Below are 19,881 nucleotides of genomic sequence, written 5' to 3'. Positions count from 1 at the left end.
ATTTTTTTGTGGAGATGGGAAATGCGTATGAGCTGCTGTACATGATCCGGATGAGGGATGAGGAGGCGCTGAACATTCTGGTGGAGCAGTCGCGTCCGCACTTGAAGATGACGCTTCGGCAGCTGCTGGGAATTTTCCGCCGGTTTTATTCGAGCTTTGACGATCTTCTGCAGGAGGCGATGATTCTGCAGGTGCAGACGGTGGATCTGTATTCGGAGCTGCGGGGCAGCTATGCGGGCTATATGCATGTTGTGACGCGCAATTCGATGCTCAGATTCTTCCGCCGCGAGACGGCTGACATCCGCAATGAGAAGCTGACCTGTTCGATTGATGCATGGTATGTCAATGAGGAGGAGAGCTATTACGATTATCTGCCGCAGACAGACCGTCTTAGTGAGCCGCACTTTCGGGTTCGCTTTGATGATGCGCTGCGAAAGGCGATGGATGAAATTTCCGGTCTGAGCACACAGGAGCGCGATGTCTTTTTCTGCATGCAGGATGATCTGACCTATGCGCAGGGAGCAGAGAAGCTCGGCATGGAAAAGAAGAGGTACGACTATTGTGTGCAGAAGGCGCGGCGTCTGATTCGTAAGGCGGTGATGAAGGATCTCAGCTATAATCCCTCTTGATGGCAAAACGAAGAAGGCGCCGGCGGCGTCATATCAAATGGATGAATCTTTTGCAGGTGCTGTTTTTCGTGGTGCTTGCGTTAGTCGTGATCGGGGAGGCGGTGAATTCGCGGCGTACGGATACCGGTACAGAAGAGACCGCTGCCACGACGCCGGACCCCGTCTATAAGAACAGCTATGATCAAAGCGGCTTTGACAAGAGCGATGTTCTCTGGTCGTATGAGGATGATGCCTATACGTCTTTGAAGGGCATTGATGTTTCCTATGTGCAGAAGGATGTGGACTGGCAGAAGGTGGCGGCGGCCGGTGTGCAGTTTGCCTATATTCGTGCCGGGTACCGTGGGTATTCGGAAGGTCTTCTGCATACGGATGATTATTTTGCGAAGAATATGGCCGGGGCGGTGGATGCCGGGATTCCGGTTGGGGTTTATTGGGTTTCGCATGGCATTACGGTGCCGGAAGTCATTGCGGAGGCGGAGTATCTGTACGATCTGATCAAGGACTATGATCTTTCGTACCCGGTTGTATTTGACATGGAACAGGCGGATGAAAGTGATCGGATCAATACGCTGAGCCGTGGGCAGAAGACGATGCTGGCGGCGGCGTTTGTGCAGGCGATGCGCCGGCATGGCTGCCAGGTGACAATCTACGGTTCGCAGAGCTGGCTTCAGCAGGATATTTCGATGGCTGTTCTGCAGGATGAGGCGGATTTCTGGCTGGCTGCGTATGATGTGGAGTTTCCGCGGTTTGCGTATGCCTATTCCTGCTGGCAGTATTCTCACACCGGTACGATTGATGGAATCTCGACGCTGGTGGATCTCGATGTGATGTTTGTCCGTAAGTAAAAATTAATGGATGGAGATGAGACGTGTTTCATTGCGCAGGAAAGTTACCTGCGCTTTTCCTTTGGAGGCGGCCTGGGCGTTATTTACAAAGGCGGGATCGGTAACGGACACAAGGACATTGACCGTGTCGCTGTAATCGGTATCGAGAATCTCGCTGTTTGTACGCAGCCAGGCGGCGAAGCTGCCGGAAAGTTCATAGGGATAGGAAACGGTGTAGAGGGCGACGGTTTGTTCGCTGGCCATGGGTGCTTCGCCAATGGCTTTTTGAACGATGCCGCCATAGGCGCGTACCAGTCCGCCGGTACCGAGCTTGATTCCGCCGAAGTACCGTACGACGCAGGCGCATACCTGATCGAGATCGGCGTGGATGAGGCGTTCGAGCATGGGACGTCCCGCGGTTCCGGCCGGTTCGCCATTGTCGCTGGAGTGGGCCAGGGGGCCGATGCGGTAGGCGGAACATACATGGGTGGCGTCGGGAAATTCTCTGCGGATGGATGCGATATACTGGCGCGCTTCCTCTTCGTCTTTGCAGGGCGAAAGGCAGGCGATGAAACGCGATTTTTCAATTGAGGTTTCGGTTCGATATTCTTCTTTCAGACGCATACCGTCATTTTAGCAGAGCGGGCCGGTGTATAATCGCGGGTATGGGACGGATTCATCAGCTTGATGCACAGACGGCAAATATGATCGCTGCGGGCGAGGTCGTGGAGCGGCCGCGCGGCGTTGCCAAGGAACTCATTGAAAATGCGATCGATGCGGGCAGTACGCAGATTGTCATTTCGGCTGTCAAGGGCGGCTGCGAGAAGCTGACGGTCCGCGATAACGGATGCGGAATGGATGCCTCGGATGCGACGGCGTGCTTCGGCCGCCACGCTACGAGCAAGATCCATTCGCAGAATGATCTCTGGAACATTCATACGATGGGCTTCCGCGGGGAGGCGCTGCCTTCGATCGCTTCGGTTTCCAGGGTGACACTTGTCACGAGCGATGGCAATGACTGTACCAGGACAGTCATTGAATATGGAAAGCTGGTCAAGGCGGAGCCGTACCCCTGCGATCAGGGGACCGAGATCAGCGTCGAAGGTCTGTTCTACCGGACGCCTGCGCGTCTCAAGCATCTGCGCAGCGCGGCCTACGAAACATCATTGATTCAGGATCTTGTCATGCGCTTTGCGATGGGACATCCGGATATTTCCTTTGTGATGCAGAGCGATGGACGTGAGACGTTCCGTACAAGCGGCGATGGCAATCTGCAGGAAGTACTGTTTCAGTGCTGGGGCAGAGAGCCGGCGGAAAATTCACTGGAGCTCAAGGCTTCGGATTATGACTACACCATCAGCGGCTATATCATTAAGCCGACTGTTACAAGAGCGTCCCGGAATTTCATGCAGATATTCCTGAACGGCCGCATGGTCCATACGTTCCGTCTTTACTCCGCCGTCCAGGAAGGCTATGGCGGGTATCTCCCTGCGGATCGATACCCGATGGCGGTGCTGGATGTGGAGATGGATCCGCATCTGGTTGATGTGAACGTTCATCCAAGCAAGTGGGAAGTACGGCTGTCAAAGGAGAATCAGCTCGAGTATCTGCTGCAGGACAGCATCCGTGCGACGCTGGAGAACAATCATCTTGAGAAGGCAGCTCATACGCAGCGTACGGCAAAGATGCCGTCCTACTATGCACAGACTTCCATGGATCTGAGCGGTACGACAGTGGAGGAGAATCAGGAACGGACGGTTCCTGAGGAACCATCCGTAGATGTTCAGGGTGAGAAAAGTGTGGAGACGTTGGAAGCTGGCCCTGTACACGAACCGGCACCACAACCCTTAAACACCTACAGCGGGATGGAACATCCGGCTGTTCCTGATGGATCGAACACAGAGACTCCTGCTGCTCCTTCCGAACCTGAGGAGGAACGCAGTCTTCTTCCCGATATTGTGCTGCTTGGTCAGCTGCGGGACAGGTGGCTGATCGGTACCTGTGAAAAGGGCATTGCGCTGATTGATCCGCGGCGTGCACAGGCGCGCATTCTGTATGAACAGGCGTGTCAGCGTCTCTCGCTTCCGGGGGCGATGATGGAGCTGCTGGTTCCTGCGACGGTGCAGTGTGGGGATGCGATGGTGCAGCGGCTGGAGGATCTGAATCATTTCAGTGCGCCGATGGGCATCGTGTTTGAGGCGTTCGGGCATGATACGCTGCGGATCCGTCAGGTTCCGGTATGGATGAAGGATATGAATATCAATCAGATCGGTACGGATCTGATCGATGCGTTTCAGGATGAGAAACTTTCGGTCACAGATGCGCGTGACTCGCTGGCCCGGCGTCTTGCGTATGGCGGTGCGATGAACAACGGGAAGAAGCTTTCAATGGATGAGATGAAGGAGCTTCTTCGCGGGCTGAACGAATGCCGCAATCCGTGGAACGATCCGGCGGGCAGACCGGTGCTGGTTATTCTCGATGCGCGTGATGTGGCGCGGGAGTTTGGATCGTGAAAAAGGTGCTGGTCATTGCAGGGCCGACGGCGTCGGGCAAAAGTGGCTTCGGCATCGAATGCGCCAGGCGCTTTGACGGTGAGATCATCAGCGGCGACAGCATTCAGGTGTATCGCGGCTTCGATATCGGTTCAGGAAAGATCCAGAAAGCTGAGATGCAGGGAGTGGAGCATCATCTGCTTTCCTTTCTGAGTCCCGATGAACCCTACAGCGTCTATGACTTTCAGAAACAGGCGCGGGCGGCGATCGATGACGTTTCGTCGCGGTCGCATCTTCCGATCATTGTCGGAGGAACCGGCCTCTATCTGAAGGCCTGTCTCTATGACTATGATTTTTCTTCGGAGGGGACGGATGATCTTCCACCCGCCGATCCGCAGCTGGAGGAAAAAACGACCGAGGAGCTGTATGAGATGTTGCGGGAAAGTGATCCGGTGCAGGCACAGATCATTCATCCCCATAACCGGCGGCGGATCCTTAGGTCATTGACGATTCAGAAGCGCACGGGGCAGAGACAGAGCGATCTTGTCGCGTCACAGGATCACCGCATGATCTATGACGCGATGATTGTCGGCTGTACGATGGAGCGTGAACTTCTGTATGCGCGGATCAATGCGCGGGTCCATGCGATGTTTGAGGCGGGACTGAAAGAGGAAGTGGACCGTCTTCTTGCCGGGGGTGTCGACTTTTCGATGCCGGCGATGCGCGGCATCGGCTATCAGGAGTTTCGGGGTTATTATGAAGGACAGATGACGCTGGACGAGGTGGAGGCGAAGATTCAGATGGACAGCCGCCACTATGCCAAGAAGCAGTATACGTGGCTGCGCCATCAGATGCCGGTGCACTGGTTCAATCCGCTGTCGGAAGAGGACCTGCGGCAGACACTGGAAGAGATCGACCGATGGAAGGAGAAACAGGATGAAGTCAATGCGTAGGAAGAAAACGAATATGATTCGTCTGATGCGGATTCCCCTGGTGGAATGCCGCCTGATCGGTCTGCAGATTGCGGCTCTTGCGGCGTTGTATGTGCTGTGCCAGGCGCTGCCGGGCATTCGGCGTATCTTTCTGTTTCCCGTTTATTTACGAAGGGCGACGCTGCTTTTTCTGGCTGTGCTGATTGTGTTTGAGCTGATCGGCCGCCATCAGGCAAATGCGCTGCGGGATCGGATTCGCCTTAAGCAGATGCAGAATCCGCATGGATCGATCAATGAGGAGACATTTGAGCCGGTTGATTCCAGCGGTTCGTTCTTTTGTTCACCTCATTGGCTTGTTTATCGAAGAAACGGGAAGGTGCAGCTTTGGCACCGCGATGAGATTGCGCAGGCCATGGCATATCAGGAAAATGATGCGGCTCCCGTTTCCCATAAGAAACTGGTTCTTCAGATCAAAGGTTCGCAAAAACCGTTATTTCTGAAGTATGACGGTATTGAAAAAGAAGAGACGGCCAGGACCATTGATCGCTGGCTGGCCGAACCGGAGGCACCGGCTGTGCAGAGAGTATGTCCGAGCTGTGGAACCGTTAATCGCGCAGAGGATCGCTTCTGTTCCGCCTGCGGCGCTTCACTGTTGGAGAAACATGCGGCAGAATTGATCCGGCCATGGTATCTGCTGGCATTGATTGGTGCACTGATTGTGGTCATTGTGATCGCTTTGTGAAATCCGGACATTATTGGCCAAATGTATAGAGATCGGCTGTGTACGGTTCTTGAACCGGCCGCCGCCGTCGATATACTGATAGTTACCGGAGGAATCCGGGAAAGGAGATATTCCTGATATGAGTGAATTCAACAGAGATCAAACTGTCTACGTCAATGAGCAGGCGGGATTAAAGGATTACATTGTTGGCGTCTTTACGAAAATGGGTATTGCGCTTTTGATTACAGCTGCTTCGGCATATGGCCTGTATGCGTCGAATCTGATTGGCCGCATGGCCATGAGCAGCCCTGGCATCCTGAGCATGCTGTATATGCTGGCAATTGCGGTTGAATTTGGCATTGTCATCTACCTCAGCAGCCGCTTGACAACCATGTCAACTAATACGGCGACCGGATTGTTCTATGGCTATGCCGTTGTAACGGGGCTGACCTTCTCGACACTGTTCTATGCCTATGATGCTTCAACGATTGCGATTTCCTTCCTGTTTACAGCGGTTGTATTCTTCAGCTGCGCCATTATCGGGCGCTTTACAAATGTGGATCTGAGCCGTTTTTCGGGAATCATGATGGGCGGTCTGGTTGCCCTGATTCTTGTCAGCATCCTTGGCATGTTTATTCCGGCCATCGGTAATTCGCTGCTGCTGTCGTATGTTGGCATTCTGTTATTCTGCGGCATTACAGCATGGGACATGCAGAGAATTATGAGCTTGTATTATCAGACCAACGGCGGCTATGGACAGACCGGTGCCAACCTTGCCATCTATGGCGCCTTTGAGCTGTACCTTGACTTCATTAACCTCTTCCTGCGTATTCTCTCGGTGTTCGGCAATCGCCGCCGCAACTGAGAATTAGAAGAACAATAATCGATACGATTATTCTGCTTTCTAAGGTGCCCAACCGTGGGCACCTTTTTAATGCTGACGAATGAAAAAATGAAAGAAATGATGATTGCCATTTCAAAATGTGAATATTTAATGAAAATACTGTTTGAAAGTTCCCATGAAAGAATTATCATAAACCCAGTGCATTTCTTGAACGAAGGGGGAACGGGATGGGAAAGTATATTCGAAATCGTTTACTGATAATGGTCATTCTTTTACTGGGAATGACATTTATCGTCTTTGCCAGCCTGTACATTGCGCCAGGAGATCCGGCAGAACTTGCGGCCGGTCCCTCCGCAACAACAGCAGAAGTTGAGGCGATGCGCAGCTATCTCGGGCTCAATCAGCCGTTCCTTGTTCAGTATGGAAGATACCTTTGGAATCTTCTTCATGGAAATCTGGGTACCTCCTACTTAACGCGGCAGCCGATTGTCGATGAGCTGGCAGTCCGGCTTCCCAATACGCTGAATCTTGCCGTCTTCAGCATGTTGCTGGCGTGCATCGTTGGTATCCCGCTGGGAATTATCTCTGCTCTGCATAAAGATACCTGGATCGATAACCTGCTCACAACGTTATCTTTGATCGGCATCAGTACACCAAGCTTCTGGCTCGGCACCCTGTTGATTATCGGTTTCTGCGTCAAACTTGGCTGGTTTCCAACCGGCGGTATGGACCATCCCTTCTGGACAGCGATCGGGTTACGGCAGGTGTTTCTGCCTGGTCTCAGTCTCTCACTGCAGGTTATGGCATCTTTTGTTCGGATCGGACGTTCCAGCATGCTCGATGTGCTTGGCTCTGACTACATTCGTACCGCTAAATCAAAAGGCCTGAGCCAGCGCAAGATTACTTGGGTACATGCCCTGCGCAATGCTCTGATTCCGCTATTGACACAGATGGGAACCAGCTTCGGCGGCCTGCTGGGTGGAGCCATTGTGACGGAACAGGTGTTCGCTATCAACGGTATCGGAACCTATCTGATGAATGCAATTTCACAGCGCAACTATGTTGTGGTTCAGTCGACAGTTCTTGTGATTGCCTTCATGTTTGTCGTCGTTAATCTGATCGTGGACCTTCTCTATGTCGTTGTCGATCCGCGTATCAAGTATGAATGAAGGAGGGGATGCGAATGAAAAAAGATGGTCAGATCCGCAAAGCCTTCAAAAAGCTGTTTCATAACAAACTTGCAGCGGTGTGCTTCTTTATTCTGCTGCTTGAGCTGATTCTTGTTATCTTCGCACCTGTATTTGCAAAGAATGATCCGAATGCGCAGGACATCGTGAACCGTCTGGTGCCGGGATTCTGGGCATCCTCCAATCCCAAGTATTCACCGGATCACTGGCTTGGGACCGATGAACTTGGCCGTGATATCTGGGCCCGCCTGCTGTATGGCGGAAGAATCTCATTGCGCGTTGGCTTTACCGCAACCGCCGTCGGCCTGGTATTTGGCACCTTTTTCGGTTTACTGGCAGGGTATTACAAGAAACTGGACAACATCATCATGCGCTTTATGGATGTGCTGTTTACGTTTCCGGGAATTCTGCTGGCACTGCTGATTGTTGCCATGCTCGGAGTCAGTGTCCGCAATGCGACAATCGCAATTTCCATCTGGTCCATTCCGAGCTTTGCACGCATGGTACGCGGCCGCGTACTCCAGATCAAGCAGGAAGACTATATTGCGGCCATACAGTCGCTTGGCGCCAGTGATCCTGTCATCTTGTTCCGCCATATTCTGCCGAATACACTGTCGACCATCATTGTCATCTCGACGATGCGGATTGCCGGCGCGATCCTGTCGATTGCGACGCTGTCCTATCTTGGGGTTGGCGTTCCGGTACCGAATCCTGAGTGGGGGTCGATGATTTCCTCGGCCAAAACGCAGATGTATCAGGCACCGTATCTGATTGTGATTCCGGGCATTGCCATCGTAATTACCGTTGTATGTTTCAACATTCTTGGCGATAAGCTGCGAGACATTCTGGATCCAAACCTGAAAGATTAAACAGGTATTCCCCTGCCTTAAAAGGCAGGTTCAATACAAAAGGAGGAAGAAAAATGAGCATCAGAAAACTTTCGTCTGTTGCGGCTCTGGTTCTTGCGGTCGGCCTGGCTGGCTGCGGGTCCGCTGGTTCCTCAACAGCAACTGCCACACAAGGCAGTGATGCGGGCGCTACAGCAGTCGCAGCCGCATCATCCACCGACACCATTAACATCGAATTGACAACGGCACCCGTTGGCATGCACCCGTTGAAGACAAACGACGCTGCATCCACATTTGTGACGGGGCAGATCTTTGAAACGCTGTATCGCCGCTCGTACGATGGCACATCCTATGAACCGCTGCTGGCAGCAGATATGCCGGAATATTCCGAAGACCGTTTGACGGTAACGATTCCGCTGCGTGAAGGCGTCACATTCCAGGATGGGACACCGTTTACAGCCGATGCCGTCGGGTACATGATTGATTGCCTGAAGAATGCGGATTATGGCTCTCAGCGTCCTTCCATTGTCTCTTCGATTGAAAGCTATGAAATTCAGGATGATACACATATCGTTCTGCATCTTGCTTATGACGATGGCGTTCTCGTGGCAAAGCTGGCACATACCAATGGCGCAATTGTCAATCCGACTCTGGATCAGTCGAAGGATCTTCTTGTAGATCCGACGGGCGCTGGTACCGGACCTTACCAGTATGTCAGCTCCGTTTCCGGATCTTCCTATGATCTGACGGCGTATGACGGTTACTGGGGTGGTGCACCGTCCGTAAAGAATATTCATTACAGTGTCGTTGGCGATGAGGCAACCGCGATTGCACGTCTGCAGACCGGGGAAGCTGACCTTTATCCGACCGTCGCGATTGATTCCGTCAGCGCCGCAGAACAGATTTCCGGTTATACGCTGGTCAATCAGCCAAGCAGTGCTACGGGCTATCTTGCATTACGGTCCAATGCCGATACGTCGGTCAACCCGCTGATGGCAAATAAGGAGTTCCGTACTGCTTTGCTGCAGGCAATTGACTTTGATTCCTATGTCAACAGTGTCATGAATGGTGCGGCCTCCACGGTCCGTTCCATTGTTGCGCCTTCTCTGGTTGGTTATACGTCGGCGATGGATGATTCCTACATTGCCTATGACAAGGAAGCTGCCAAGGCGACGATTGATGCCAACGGCTGGAGCGGACAGACGGTCACCATGTTGACGTCGACGCGTGAAGCGCAGCAGACGTTGGCAGCTTATATCCAGGCACAACTGGCGGATGTTGGCATTACGCTGAACGTTGTTTCGGAAGAATGGGCTACATTCCTTTCCGATGCCAAGGAAGACAAGGCGGCCGATATGATTTTCCTGACATGGTCCAATGTGACCGGTGATGGTCAGCAGATGCTGGATCCTAACTTCTCCACAACCAATGGCACCCGCGTCAAGTACAACAACGCCGAATTTGATACGGCTGTTGAAAACAGTGCGGAAACGACCGATCTTGCCGAGCGTCAGGAATATATGCTGGAAGCCGTGAAGATGATTCAGGGCGATGCGGTTGTGACGCCGATTTATGTTCAGAATACGCTGTACTGCTACAACTCCAATAAGTTTGGAAAGGTTCCGTTTGGCATGGATGGTTTGTTCTATGTCAAGGACATCACATTAGCTTAATTTCATTTTGATTTCATCTGATTAAGAAGGGGGTTTACCGTCATGGAACAGGAGAAGGTGCTTGAAGTAGAGAAGCTGCATGCAGTTTTCCGTATCGATAAGAAAGAGTATGAGGTGCTGCATGATATTTCCTTTACCGTTCACCGTAATGAAACTGTTTGCATTGTTGGTGAATCCGGCTGCGGAAAATCAGTTACAACCCTGTGCATCATGGGCCTTCTGCCAAAAAACGGCAGGATCACATCCGGGAAGATTTTACTGGATGGGCAGAATCTTGTTGGGCTTTCGGATAATGAAATCCGAAAGTACCGCGGCAAGAAGATGGGCATGATTTTCCAGGAGCCGATGACGGCATTGAACCCGTTGCTGACGATTGGATATCAGATGCGTGAAAATCTGATGAACCATCGCGGCATGAACAAGAAACAGGCCGATGAAGCTGCTGTGAAATATCTGCAGACCGTTGGTATCGCAAATGCGCCGGACCGGATGAAACAGTATCCGTTCCAGCTGTCCGGAGGTCTGCGCCAGAGAGTTTTGATTGCGATGGTGCTCTCGGCGCAGCCGGACTTATTAATTGCCGATGAACCTACAACAGCACTGGATGTGACCATCCAGAAACAGGTGCTTACGCTGCTGAATGATCTGAAGAAGGATATGAATGCGGGCATTCTGTTTATTACGCACGATCTTGGTGTCGTATCCGAGATAGCAGACCGTGTCGTTGTGCTGTATGCAGGTAGAAAAGTTGAGGAAGGATCTGTGAAGCAGATCATTGAGCATCCGCTGCACCCGTATACGATCGGGCTCCTGGATGCGGTCCCCAACATAGATAAAGATGAGTTTGAACCGAAGCCGATTCCGGGGCAGTTCCCGAATCTGCAGGATGTGATTCCGGGCTGTCGCTTTAACCCGCGCTGTTCGCATGCGAAGGGATGTGATCTGTGCACGAAGGAGAATCCGCAGATGGTTGAAGTGGAGCCCGGTCATTTTGTGGCCTGCCATCTGGTAACAAAGGAGAGTGTATGAGCGAGCCGAAGAAAATACTGGAATTAAGGAAACTCAAAAAGTACTTTCCGGTCAGCGGTGGTAAGAAGCTGAAGGCAGTGGAAGATGTTTCCTTTGTCGTTTATGAGGGTGAGAAGTTCGGCATTGTCGGCGAAAGCGGCTGCGGCAAATCGACACTTGGCAAAACAATTCTGCAGTTGTATGAGCCGACGTCAGGGTCATGCGTGTATTATGGGAAATCGATTCAGGAGCTGAACCCGGAATATATACAGAAGTACATTAATAACCTGAAGAAGCAGCAGGAAAAAGCGGGCGAATATTATCAGAAGAGCCTTGGCACTGATGCAAAGATCAAGGAGCTGAAAGAGAAGGCACAGGGCTATGATGCGGAAGGAAATGCCAGGGACGCAAAAGCCTATGACAAGCTTCAGAAGGAAATCGCCCGGCTGGAATTTGAATCCAAAGAGCTGAAGAAGGAAGCGAGCCGGCAGCTGAGAGAAGGGTCGCGCACGGTCGGTTCGTTGATCCTTTGCAAGGATCTTGATGCGGTAGTGGATCTGTTTACGAAGGCTGAAGATGAAGTGAAACAGGCCCATGCATATCTTCAGAAGTATCAGCAGCTGAAGATTGTGTATGACCGTAACCTTGCGGATATCGATGATATTGACCATGCCGATGAGCGTATCCGGGTTTTGGAGGCGATGGATGGACGTACAGAGGCCCAGGAGGCACGTCTTCAGGATCTGAAAAAAAAGAAGGAACATGTTGCGAAGCTGGACCGCGGCGCCATTGTTCAAAAAGACGAGGAGCTGCTTCAGCAGATGAATGCGCTGCAGGCGGAAGCAAGGGCGCATATACAAAAGGAAGAACAGTACCATCAGCAGGCCTTTGATCAATATCGCGGCAGAGATATTCTTCCATTGACGGAACGGACACAGAATAAAGCCTATCAGGAGAAACTTGACCGTAACTATGAGACTGGCATCAACCTGAGCAAGCTGACAAAGAAGGAACTGCGCAGTCTGCGCCCGGATCTGCAGATGGTGTTCCAGGATCCGGCGGCCAGCCTCGATCCGCGGCAGACGATCGGAAGTGCGGTGGAAGAGCCGTTCCGTCTGCACACAAAGATGTCGGCAGAGACGCGAAAGCAGAGTACGATTAAGCTGTTGACGGAAGTGGATCTGAAGCCGGAACATTATTATTCGTATCCGAATTCATTGTCGGGCGGAATGAAGCAGCGGGCCGGCATTGCCCGGGCCATTGCGCTGGATCCGAGCCTGGTTGTTCTGGATGAGGCGGTATCGGCTTTGGATGTGTCGGTGCAGGCGCAGATTCTGCAATTGCTGGAGCAGTTGCAGAAGGAAAAGAATCTGACCTATCTGTTTATTACACATGATCTTGGTGTAGTGAAGCATTTCTGTGACCGGGTACTTGTCATGTATCTGGGAAATGTGTGTGAGCTGTCTCCGTGCTCGGATCTGTTTCATGAGCCGCTGCATCCGTATACGCAATCGCTTCTGGATGCGGTTCCGCATCTGGATCCGGACCGTAAGACAAGCGATGAGGATGTTCTGCAGGGAGAGGTGCCGAGTCCGATTGATCCGCCTTCGGGATGTCCGTTCCATACCCGGTGCAAAAAATGTATGGAGATCTGTGCAAAGGAAAAACCTGTGTCCCGTGAAGTGAAACCCGGGCACTTTGTGGCATGCCATCTGTTTGATAAGGAGGAGGATTGATGTTTGATCCGTTATATCAGCCCTATGCGGGCAACCGGTATTGTGTAACTGCCGCAAACGGAATGGTTGCGACGGGCTCGAACCTGGCGGCGGCAGCGGGACTGGAAGTGATGCGGAATGGCGGCAATGCCATTGATGCGGCGGTTGCGACAGCGGCTGCGTTGACCGTTGTGGAGCCGACGGCAAATGGTCTTGGCTCGGATTCGTTTGCGCTGGTATGGGTTAAAGATCATCTGTATGGTCTCAATTCGAGCGGTTATTCGCCGAAGCATATTTCGCTGGAAGAAGTGAAGAAAAACAATCCGGAAGGGATGCCGAAGTACGGCTGGACGCCAGTGATGGTGCCGGGTGCGGTGAAGGCGTGGCCGACGCTTGTGCAGCGCTTTGGGAAGCTGACGCTGGCTCAGGATCTGGCGCCGGCCATCCGCTATGCCGAGGAAGGATATCCTCTTGGGCCGATGCTTTCAAGAATGTGGGAGCGTTCAACGCGTATTTTTCATGAGCGCTTTGATGGGAATCCGGTCTTTAATGAGTGGTTCCGAACGTTTACGAAAGATGGTGAGTCGTATCACTTTGGTGAGATTGTGCGTCTGCCGAATCATGCTCGGACGCTGCGTCTGATTGCGGAAACGGATGCGGACGCCTTCTATAAGGGTGAGATTGCGGATCAACTCGATGCGCAAAGCCGCAGGGATGGCGGCTATATCCGCAAAGAAGATCTTGTGGATTATTCTTCACAATGGGTTGAACCGATCCGGGTGAACTACCGGGGTTATGAGGTGTGCGAGATCCCTCCCAACGGGCAGGGGATTGCGGCACTGATGGCGCTGAATATTCTTAATAACTTTTCTCTGCAGGCAATGGAAAGTACGGATACGGTTCATAAGCAGATTGAGGCGATGAAACTGGCCTTTGCGGATACGATGCACTATGTGACGGACCCGAAAGATATGACCGTTGATTATTCCTGCTTTCTGAAGCCGGAGTACGGAGCGATGCGGGCGAAGGAAATCAATGCGAAGGCGAATCTTCCTTCCTTTGTACAGCCTCCGAAGAGCGGTACGGTGTATCTTTGTACGGCGGACGGGGAAGGCAATATGGTTTCCTACATTCAGTCGAACTATATGGGATTTGGTTCGGGCATTGTTCTGGAAGGCTATGGCGTTTCGCTGCAGAACCGGGGTGCTGATTTTTCTTTGAATCCGCAGGATGCCAATGCGCTGGCTCCGCATAAGCGCAGCTATCATACGATTATTCCGGGATTTCTCATGAAGGACGGCAAGGCCGTCGGCCCCTTTGGCGTGATGGGCGGATATATGCAGCCGCAGGGTCATCTGCAGGTTGTAAGCAACTTTGTGGACTTCAATCTGAATCCGCAGATGGCGCTGGATGCGCCGCGCTGGCAATGGATTCGAGGAAAGCAGGTGATGCTGGAGCCGTCGTTTAATAATGCGATTGCGCAGGACCTGGTGCGGCGTGGACATGAAATTCAGATTGCGACGGATGGTGTTTCCTTCGGCAGGGGGCAGATGATTGTGCGTCTTGCCAATGGGACGCTGGTGGGCGGTACAGAGTCGCGGACGGATTCGAATATTGCATGCTTCTAAGGACCTGCTCTATGTTGTGCGGAAAAAACTTAATTAGAAATGGGGAAGTGGTGTGATTTACTGGCAGTTATTCAGTGCTTGGTTCCGGATGGGACTGTTTACGTTTGGCGGCGGATATGCGATGCTGCCGATGATTCAGAAGGAAGTGATCGATAAGTATCACTGGGCGACGGAAGATGAAATCATGGATTATTATGCAATCGGTCAGTGTACGCCGGGTATTATCGCGGTAAATACGGCGACGTTTGTCGGCTATAAGATGCGAGGAGTTCTGGGCGGCATCGTTGCTACACTGGGGGTTGTTTCGCCTTCGTTAATTATTATCAGCGTGATTGCAAAGCTGATCTCGAACTTTTCTTCGCTTGCGGTCGTTCAGCATGCGCTGGCGGGGATTCAGGTCGCTGTCTGTGTACTGATGTATTTTGCAATTTCCAAGATGTATAAGAAGGGCGTCAAGGATGCGCCGGCATTTGTGATTTTTGCGGCGGCGTTTATTCTTGCATACTTTACAAATATTTCGACGGTGCTTCTGGTGATTGTCGCAGGGGCGGTCGGCTATGTTCTGTATGTGACGGGGAATAAGAAGGGAGAAAAGGCATGAATACTTTTCTTCTGATGTGCTGGGAATTCTTCAAGACGGGTCTGTTCGCTGTTGGCGGTGGTCTTGCGACGGTTCCGTTCCTGGAAGAGATTTCGGCAAAATACGGTTGGTTTTCGCTCAGCGATCTGACGACGATGATTGCGGTTTCGGAGTCGACGCCGGGTCCGATCGGCATCAATATGGCTACCTATGTCGGTAACCATATGTTTGGTGTTTGGGGTGGTGTTGCGGCTACGCTTTCTCTGGTTGCGCCGTCCATTATTGTCATCTGCATCATTGCGAGGATTCTGGTTCAGTTCCAGAATTCAAAAGTTGTGAAGGGGATCTTCAATGGTCTGCGGCCGGCGGTGGTTGGCTTTATTCTATCGGCTGTGATCAGTATTTATCTGATGGCTCTCTTTAATGTGGATGCGTTCAAGGTGAGTGGTAGTGTTGCGGATCTGTTCCGTTGGAAGGGAATCATTCTGTTTGCGGCTCTCTTTGCGTTTTACAAATGGAAGCCGGACATTCATCCGATCGTTCTGATTGTGATTGCGGCTGTGATTGGAATCATTTTCTCCTTCTGATGTTCGCTCCCTTTCGGGGGGCTTTTTCATTTTGCGGTCCGTTTGCTGGACTTTGTCTTATAGCTATTTGCCTATTCAGGGTACTAAAAATGCAAAAAAGTAAAAATGAGTACCCGGAAACAGCAGTTTTGAAGTATAGTCATGAAAGAGAAACGGGCACGGAACATGTATACGAACATATATCCAAGGGAAAAATACTTATCCAGACTTCGTCCTTTTTACAGCTCGGATATTATCAAGGTAATTACCGGCATCCGCCGGTGCGGGAAATCCTGCATTATGAAGGCGATAATAAACGAACTGCTCTCTAACGGTGTGGATTCGGCACATATCATCTATATTCCGTTGGATAAACGTGGATTCAAGGAAATTAAGAAACCTGAGCAGTTGGAAGCGCGGATTGAGTCAATGATTTCTGGCGGGGGATTATTTTACCTCTTTATTGATGAGGTCCAGAATGTGGAGGGGTTTGAAAGTGTTGTGCAGGCATATGCAGAGGATGGATTCTCTATCTTCCTTACAGGATCGAACTCTTATCTTCTTAGCGATGAAATCACGACAAAACTTACGGGAAGATATTTGACCTTTGAGACATTTCCGCTGGATTTTCATGAGTTTTTGGAAATGAAGAAATTTTTTAATCTCAATGTGAGCGGTGATATGGATCAGGAATTCAATGAGTATGTGCTGAACGGCGGCTTTCCAAAGTCCCTTGAGTTTCCTGATTTAAATGCAAGGCGTACTTACACGCGTGGCATCGTCTCAGAAATATTCGAGAAAGACGTAAAGACCAGGAGACGCATTTCCAATCTTGCGGTTTATGAACGAGTGCAGACGTATCTCATTAATAATTATGGGTCACCTGTTTCACTTGGAAATTTGCTGAGTTCTCTGGAAAAAGAGGGGATGAGGACAAAGGCATCGACGGTCCGCAGATATATCGAAGATTTGAAAAAGGCCAAGATAATTTATGAATGTAATCGGTTTGACTTAAAGAGCAGGAAGGCGATACGCAGGGATCAGAAATATTATCTTGCGGACATGTCGCTCTACTTTTCTATGAATACCGATAATCAGATGAATTATGGGCCGACTCTGGAAAATTTGGTCTATTTGTATCTTGTAAGCAATAATTACCAGGTCAGTTTCGGCAAAGTCGGGAATCTTGAATGTGACTTTATCTGTCGCGATCAGGAACAGAATTATGCGTATATTCAGGTGACTTATTCCCTGCATGGCGGCAGCAGAGAGGCGGACGAGAAAATTCAGGAACGGGAGTATCGTCCTTTCCGGCTCATCCGCGATGGATATCCGCGCTACATCATTTCCCTTGATAAATACAGAGACCAGCGGGAAGGCGTGCATCATATCAATGCAATTGATCTGTTTCTTGGTAAAGTCAGCATCTGAACTTCACGGTACTAAAAATGCAGAAAAGTAAAAAAGAGTACCCGGAAGCGGCACTTTTATACTTTTGACAATCTACTGTTAGAATATTCTCGAAAATTGAACGATGAGGGGGGGACGCGGTGATGTATAAGGTGCTGCTATTTGACTTTGACGGTGTCATTGTACAGACGGAGGCGTGGTATATGCGTCAGCAGGCGCAGGCGCTGGAACAGATGGGGATCCGGTGTACAAAGGCGGATCTTGCGGCATTGATGGGCGCAAACTATATGACGCGGCCGGCGGCTATGGACCGCTGTTTCTCGGATCAGGAGGCATACCGGAAAAACCGCGATGAGATCGTGAAGTATCGTCCTGCGAAAATAAATCCGGATTGGAAGGCGCTGGCGACGCCGCATCTGGAAGAACTTCTTTCCTTCTGCAGGGATCATCATATTCCGATGAGTGTGGCAACCAATTCGGGGAGTGACCGGATTGTTGATGCGTTGAATACGCTGGGGATTTCGAAGTATTTTCGTTCCATTTACAGTGGTCTTGAGACGGGTCATCCCAAGCCGGATCCATATATCTATACGCTTGGCATTGAGGATGCGGGCTGTCTGCCTTCGCAGGCGATGGTTATTGAAGATTCGCGGACCGGCATCGAAGGGGCGAAAGCTTCGGGCACATTCGTGACGGCGCTGCGGGACCCGGACGGGATTGCGGATCAAAGCTTTGCGGACGCAATTGTGACGGATCTGAGAGACGTGATCCCTCTTTTGAGACAATAGATACCGTGCCGCCTGATTGAAAGCATGTTTTTGCGTGCATGTTTGAATAAACATGCATAAACGTGCTAGTCTAGGGATGGGGTCTAGCGATGATTCTGCTGAAAGAAATGGGATTTCGGGAATACTTTCATCAGTACGTTGTACTGGAAGCAGATGCCTTTACGGAAAAACTGAAACCATCGATCGATGTGAGTGAGGATGATTGCTATATGCTGTGTTCCTCGTTCATCAGCCGGGAAGGGATTCTTCTTTTTAATGTGCTCTCCATCGGGGATTCCTGGAATCATTGTACAAAGGGGCTGGACAGGGAAGAGATGCTCGGAGTGTTTACGCCGGGCCATCTGCGTTCGCTCAATGCGCGCCGCATCCGTCCAAGTCACCAGATGCAGATAAAAAATGAAGTGTTCATCGAGACACAGGAGAGGGATACGCCGGAAGGCGTGCGGCTGACGCGTCAGGAGACGGTGATCGATGATCTTCGGGATGATTTCTGCCCCGATATCCTTGTTGTGGGAATCAATGAAGAAAAGGGAATCTGCGAATATTCGATGCAGGCAGAATCCTTTGAGGGCCCGTTTCTGCTCGGGCGGCTTCTGGAAGAGCCTAAGAGCGGCGGTTATGCGATCGGTGAGCTGCTGTATACGCTGCCATATGAGATCGGTGAAATGACGCGTCTGTTGACGGTCTTCCATAGCAACCACCTTTCGGAAGAGGATGAGAAAAAGAAAGATGCCCTTGTCAAAGAGGGGAATGCGGCCGGGTTCGGCTTTTCGGAAGCGCACCGGCAGCTGAGAGGAGTGCTGGAATGAGTACATCACATACCATTTCCTATACATGTCCGTATTGCGGAAAGGAATTCCCGGTTGAAGTGTATGACGTCGTGGAGGCGTCAAAGGATCCGGATCTTCGTGAACGGAGCATTTCGGGAGATATTTTCCATCATACGTGTCCGCACTGTCAGAAAGAGTTTCTTCTGATGAATCCGCTGCTGTATGTGGACAGGGAGAGGAAATTCGTGATCTATGTGTCCGAAGAGCAGCCGCCGAAGGAAATGCTTGACCTTGGCAGCCAGCTCAATGCGAAGCACTATATTCTGCGCCGCTGTCCGACGGTACGCGAGTTTACGGAGAAGATTCAGCAGCTGGAAGACGGTATCGATGACCGCCTTGCGGAGCTGGCGAAGTATGACAGCTTCATTGACGTGATTGAGCAGAAAAAGGCGAAGGTGGAAGAAATCACCTCCGTCGAATACCAGAGTAAGACAGACGATGTTGTAAAGGTCAATGTCCGTTTTACCGAAGGCAGGGGCATGGGATTCATGATTCCGTTTGCCGGTCTGCAGGAGGAGTTTGATGCGGACCGTGATCTGTACCGTGTTGATAATGCGTCGTTTCCAGTCGTTAATGAGGCCTGGATCGTGAAGCTGTTTGAAAATACGCAGATGCCTGATTCGATCAAGGAGATCAAACCTTCCTGAGCGAATCAAGAAATTTAGGCGATCTAAATTTTTCTGGGGAGGCCTCGAAATCGAAGTGAAATAACCTGGGGTCTCGGGGCACCCCAAAAAGGTTTATCCGCCATGAAGCCGTCTGGTAAAACAGGCGGTTTTTCTTATGGAAACGAAAAGGAGACGGGCCCGTTAAGGCTGCGTCTCCAGCAGTTCTTCGTATTCGTCCAGAAACATCTCGCAACAGATGGCGATGTGGGCAAGCATCTCGTCTGTACTCAAGGCATACAGGATCCTGTTGTTCGTATGGTCGTGCTGCTTCAGCTCACTTTCAATGCCGCGCATTAATCGCTGCGCTGAGCGGCACATTCGGTTCAGGGAACGGATGCGGGGCTGCAGATATAGTTCTGCTTCTTTGCCATACAAACGGGCTCCTTCTGCCGTGATCCACACCTGGTCGTATGTTAATCCGTTTGTTGTCATTGCTTAACCTTCTTTGGCGGAATGACAGGGTTCAACAATGGCCGGGAGCTCTTCCTGAGCACATAGAGGCAGCGGTTGCGGAANGATACTTCGAGTCTGTTCATCC

The 19,881-nt window shown here is 51.1% G+C and carries 20 protein-coding genes; 18 read left to right on the top strand and 2 right to left on the bottom strand.

What is annotated here, in order from left to right:
- Nucleotides 1–14 precede the first annotated feature (14 nt).
- Both C1714_RS02490 and C1714_RS02485 read left to right on the top strand, forming a co-directional pair.
- Nucleotides 15–629, top strand: coding sequence for an RNA polymerase sigma factor (locus C1714_RS02490; protein ID WP_245305103.1), 615 nt, complete (start codon nucleotides 15–17; stop codon nucleotides 627–629).
- On the top strand, nucleotides 629–1,474 hold the full coding sequence (locus C1714_RS02485) for a GH25 family lysozyme (RefSeq protein ID WP_102341708.1): 846 nt from the start codon (nucleotides 629–631) through the stop codon (nucleotides 1,472–1,474). Before C1714_RS02490 ends, C1714_RS02485 begins: the two co-directional genes overlap by 1 nt.
- A 3-nt stretch (nucleotides 1,475–1,477) precedes the next feature.
- Here the strand turns inward: C1714_RS02485 and C1714_RS02480 are convergent, their stop codons facing one another.
- Nucleotides 1,478–2,077 carry an IMPACT family protein gene (locus C1714_RS02480; RefSeq protein ID WP_102341707.1) on the bottom strand — a complete coding sequence of 200 codons (600 nt, stop codon included), beginning with the start codon at nucleotides 2,075–2,077 and terminating at the stop codon, nucleotides 1,478–1,480.
- Between the two features lie 41 nt (nucleotides 2,078–2,118).
- Here C1714_RS02480 and mutL point away from each other — a divergent pair, with 41 nt between their 5' ends.
- From mutL to C1714_RS02400, 16 genes are all read left to right on the top strand, one after another.
- On the top strand, nucleotides 2,119–3,966 hold the full coding sequence (gene mutL / locus C1714_RS02475; RefSeq protein ID WP_102341706.1) for a DNA mismatch repair endonuclease MutL: 1,848 nt from the start codon (nucleotides 2,119–2,121) through the stop codon (nucleotides 3,964–3,966).
- Nucleotides 3,963–4,898, top strand: a complete 936-nt coding sequence (gene miaA / locus C1714_RS02470; RefSeq protein WP_102341705.1) for a tRNA (adenosine(37)-N6)-dimethylallyltransferase MiaA — start codon at nucleotides 3,963–3,965, stop codon at nucleotides 4,896–4,898. The genes mutL and miaA overlap by 4 nt, the downstream gene beginning before the upstream one ends.
- Nucleotides 4,891–5,619, top strand: coding sequence for a zinc ribbon domain-containing protein (locus tag C1714_RS02465; RefSeq protein ID WP_167849899.1), 729 nt, complete (start codon nucleotides 4,891–4,893; stop codon nucleotides 5,617–5,619). The genes miaA and C1714_RS02465 overlap by 8 nt, the downstream gene beginning before the upstream one ends.
- 118 nt (nucleotides 5,620–5,737) lie before the next feature.
- A complete protein-coding gene (locus C1714_RS02460; protein ID WP_102341703.1) occupies nucleotides 5,738–6,463 on the top strand; it encodes a Bax inhibitor-1/YccA family protein in 726 nt (241 codons plus the stop codon).
- 206 nt (nucleotides 6,464–6,669) lie between these two features.
- Nucleotides 6,670–7,611, top strand: a complete 942-nt coding sequence (locus tag C1714_RS02455) for an ABC transporter permease (protein ID WP_102341702.1) — start codon at nucleotides 6,670–6,672, stop codon at nucleotides 7,609–7,611.
- Between the two features lie 14 nt (nucleotides 7,612–7,625).
- Nucleotides 7,626–8,498 carry an ABC transporter permease gene (locus C1714_RS02450; RefSeq protein WP_210115237.1) on the top strand — a complete coding sequence of 291 codons (873 nt, stop codon included), beginning with the start codon at nucleotides 7,626–7,628 and terminating at the stop codon, nucleotides 8,496–8,498.
- 53 nt (nucleotides 8,499–8,551) lie between these two features.
- Nucleotides 8,552–10,150: an ABC transporter substrate-binding protein gene (locus C1714_RS02445; protein WP_102341700.1), complete on the top strand. Its 1,599-nt coding sequence runs from the start codon at nucleotides 8,552–8,554 to the stop codon at nucleotides 10,148–10,150.
- A gap of 42 nt (nucleotides 10,151–10,192) precedes the next feature.
- Complete coding sequence (locus tag C1714_RS02440; RefSeq protein ID WP_102341699.1) at nucleotides 10,193–11,179, top strand: ABC transporter ATP-binding protein; 987 nt, start codon at nucleotides 10,193–10,195, stop codon at nucleotides 11,177–11,179.
- On the top strand, nucleotides 11,176–12,894 hold the full coding sequence (locus C1714_RS14540; RefSeq protein ID WP_102341698.1) for an oligopeptide/dipeptide ABC transporter ATP-binding protein: 1,719 nt from the start codon (nucleotides 11,176–11,178) through the stop codon (nucleotides 12,892–12,894). Before C1714_RS02440 ends, C1714_RS14540 begins: the two co-directional genes overlap by 4 nt.
- Nucleotides 12,894–14,501 carry a gamma-glutamyltransferase family protein gene (locus C1714_RS02430; RefSeq protein ID WP_102341697.1) on the top strand — a complete coding sequence of 536 codons (1,608 nt, stop codon included), beginning with the start codon at nucleotides 12,894–12,896 and terminating at the stop codon, nucleotides 14,499–14,501. The genes C1714_RS14540 and C1714_RS02430 overlap by 1 nt, the downstream gene beginning before the upstream one ends.
- A 52-nt stretch (nucleotides 14,502–14,553) precedes the next feature.
- Entirely contained in the window at nucleotides 14,554–15,102 is a 549-nt protein-coding gene (locus C1714_RS02425; protein WP_280951988.1) for a chromate transporter, read from the top strand.
- Nucleotides 15,099–15,668: a chromate transporter gene (locus C1714_RS02420; RefSeq protein ID WP_102341695.1), complete on the top strand. Its 570-nt coding sequence runs from the start codon at nucleotides 15,099–15,101 to the stop codon at nucleotides 15,666–15,668. The genes C1714_RS02425 and C1714_RS02420 overlap by 4 nt, the downstream gene beginning before the upstream one ends.
- A 141-nt stretch (nucleotides 15,669–15,809) precedes the next feature.
- The gene (locus C1714_RS02415; protein ID WP_342587462.1) at nucleotides 15,810–17,078 is read left to right on the top strand and encodes an ATP-binding protein; all 1,269 of its coding nucleotides are present in this window, start codon (nucleotides 15,810–15,812) and stop codon (nucleotides 17,076–17,078) included.
- 122 nt (nucleotides 17,079–17,200) lie between these two features.
- On the top strand, nucleotides 17,201–17,845 hold the full coding sequence (locus tag C1714_RS02410; protein ID WP_102341694.1) for an HAD family hydrolase: 645 nt from the start codon (nucleotides 17,201–17,203) through the stop codon (nucleotides 17,843–17,845).
- 89 nt (nucleotides 17,846–17,934) lie between these two features.
- Nucleotides 17,935–18,654: a hypothetical protein gene (locus C1714_RS02405; RefSeq protein ID WP_102341693.1), complete on the top strand. Its 720-nt coding sequence runs from the start codon at nucleotides 17,935–17,937 to the stop codon at nucleotides 18,652–18,654.
- Nucleotides 18,651–19,322, top strand: a complete 672-nt coding sequence (locus tag C1714_RS02400) for a CpXC domain-containing protein (RefSeq protein ID WP_102341692.1) — start codon at nucleotides 18,651–18,653, stop codon at nucleotides 19,320–19,322. Before C1714_RS02405 ends, C1714_RS02400 begins: the two co-directional genes overlap by 4 nt.
- Before the next feature lie 162 nt (nucleotides 19,323–19,484).
- Here the strand turns inward: C1714_RS02400 and C1714_RS02395 are convergent, their stop codons facing one another.
- The gene (locus tag C1714_RS02395) at nucleotides 19,485–19,775 is read right to left on the bottom strand and encodes a hypothetical protein (RefSeq protein ID WP_102341339.1); all 291 of its coding nucleotides are present in this window, start codon (nucleotides 19,773–19,775) and stop codon (nucleotides 19,485–19,487) included.
- Nucleotides 19,776–19,881: the final 106 nt, after the last annotated feature.

Source organism: Galactobacillus timonensis, from assembly GCF_900240265.1.
In the GTDB taxonomy this organism is placed as follows: Bacteria; Bacillota_I; Bacilli_A; order Erysipelotrichales; family Erysipelotrichaceae; genus Bulleidia; species Bulleidia timonensis.
This window is presented reverse-complemented; position numbering and strand designations above follow the sequence as displayed.